This window comes from bacterium, from assembly GCA_026398675.1.
Classification (GTDB): domain Bacteria; phylum RBG-13-66-14; class RBG-13-66-14; order RBG-13-66-14; family RBG-13-66-14; genus RBG-13-66-14.
In genome coordinates, this window is the sequence record JAPLSK010000048.1 from 1 (window position 1) to 2,176 (window position 2,176).

Sequence of the window (2,176 nt, forward strand, 5' to 3'; positions counted from 1 at the left end):
CAGGGCGTCCAGCATCCGGCCGATTATCTCGTCCTCGTAGCGAATTTCACCCCGGTAGAGATCGATGACCCGCTCACGCTCCTTGCCCTGGATCGCCCCGGCTCCACTGGAGAGGATGATGCCGTAGAATGCGAAACCGACCCACCTTCCCAGCGGCCCGTCGTACGCGCCCTTCGGGACGAACCGGTCCGGAGGGGCGTAGGGCATGTGGGGATCGAACAGGTGGATATAGGCGAAGGTCCCGCCCCCGGGCTCAAGCCTGGAGCTGAGATCCACCGCCAGCTCCGGGGTAATGGTCTTGGTGTGCTGCACGTCGCACCGCAGGATGACCTGGGCCATGTTGTAGGAGAGCCAGGCGTAGAGGGGACCGGTGGAGGAGGCCAGGATGCCCAGCGTCGGGGTGCGGAAGATGTCGTAGTTGGCGTAGGTGTCGAAGCCCGAATATAGGTTGGTGTTGGGGAGAACGGCCGAGTTGCAGAACAGGGCCCAGCAGCGATACCCCTCGCGGGACAAGCGACCCTGCAGGTTCGGAAAGGCGTTCGGGAGCGGATGGAACCCGTCCACGCCGTGCACGGCAGGCGAAGTCCCGGTGTATATCGAGGCGACGGCGGGGAGGGTCCAGTTGGAGGTCGAGTAGCACCGGTCGAAGCGCACCCCTTCCCCGGCCAGGCGGTCGAGGTTGGGCGTGGGCACGTCGCCGCCGAAGGTGGAGGCGACGTCGGCCCGGTGGGTGTCGGAAAGGATGACGAGGATGTTGGGCCCGGGCGAGGTCGCGGGTTCGTCGGTGTAGGCGAAGCCCCCGAGGGCGAAGAGGTAGAAGACGACGAAGAGCAGGGTCGCGGAGCCCAGGATCCACCCGGCGGCGCGCCGGACCCAGCGCTCGATTTTCGGCCATTTTATCGCCGCCAGGACCAGGGCCGCGCCCCCGACCAGGCCCACCGCGAAGCCGATAACGGTGCGGACGTAGGTGAAGAGCGACCCTACATCAACGGGCAACGCCAGGACACCGGTCGTCACCGCCGCCACGGCGATGAGGCCGATGCGCTCCCGCCAGGCATCGGACAGCGGCCTGACGTTTTCGGTCACGAGGGTGGCGATGAGCGCGACGACCAGGGACGCCGCGGCGCCGATGACGGGAAAGAAAAAGAGAGCCCCGACCATGAAGAGGAGCGTCTGGTGGAAGCCGTCGCCGATGAGGCCCCAAACGACGTTCCCCCCGCCCAGAACGAGCTGGGCGGTGAAGTAGTAGGCCGTATAGGCGTAGCTCACCAACACGCCGAAGAGGGTCAGGCGCCAGGTTTTCGCCAGAATCGTCCGAAAATCCACTTCTTACGGTCCCTGGAAAAAAATTGCCGCCGCGCCCGAATTATAGCAGATGGAATTCCCGATGACCGGTCCGGCACGAGCCCCATGAATGACGCCGCTCCCGCGACTGTGCTAAAATTCCACCCCATGTACGACGGCCTGACCCTTTCCTCCTACCTCACCCACTGGCGACCCCTCATCGAGGGGACGAAGGTGATTGATGTCCTCATCCTGGACGCCGTCGACCGCGTGACCAACGCGGAGCTGGAGGAGGAGCTGCGGGCGGGGGCGGCGGTGGTGTTCGTCCTGGGCGGACGCGGGGAGGAACGTGAGCTGGTCTTCGTCAACCCCGGGGTCCGGTCCGGCGCGTTCCTCTGGAACAAGACGGGGTTGCGGTGGGCCAAGCCGAGGAGTATTCGCCGGAAACAGGAGGCCGGCTTCCTGCGCCGCCGCCTGGCCGGGGCGGTGGTCACCTCGACCGAGCAGCAGGGGCGGGACCGCCTGTTCCGCCTGGACCTCCGGGGGACCGACGAGCTGGGCGACCCCATCTCCCTAGCGCTCCATTTCAGCCTCACCGGGCGCCGGGCGAACCTCACCCTCGAAGCGGAGGAAAAGGTAGTCTACGCCTGGCGGTCCGGTCCCCGCTATGGGGAGCCGTTCCAGCCGGTTTCGGGAGGGGTGTGGACGGTGGGGGAGTATGTCGGGGGGCGGCGGAGCGGGGAGATTACGCCCCGGCGCAAGCGGAGCCTGGCCGGGGAGCTCGTCGCCGGCGTGGACGGCGTCTCCTCCACGGCGGTCACCGAGCTCTTCCGGCGGCTCTCCCTGGCGCCCGACGTGGTTTTCGACCAGCTCGGCGCGGAAACCCTCGACC

General features: G+C 67.0%; 2 protein-coding genes. One reads left to right on the forward strand and one right to left on the reverse strand.

Translation table 11 applies throughout. The features are described from left to right. Positions 1-1,326, reverse strand: a 1,326-nt coding sequence (locus NTW26_00705) for a sulfatase-like hydrolase/transferase (protein ID MCX7020794.1), incomplete at its 3' end; no start/stop codon positions are given. A gap of 84 nt (positions 1,327-1,410) precedes the next feature. Between NTW26_00705 and NTW26_00710 the strand changes: the two genes are divergently transcribed. After that, on the forward strand, positions 1,411-2,176 hold a 766-nt coding region (locus NTW26_00710; GenBank protein ID MCX7020795.1), incomplete at its 3' end, for an NFACT family protein.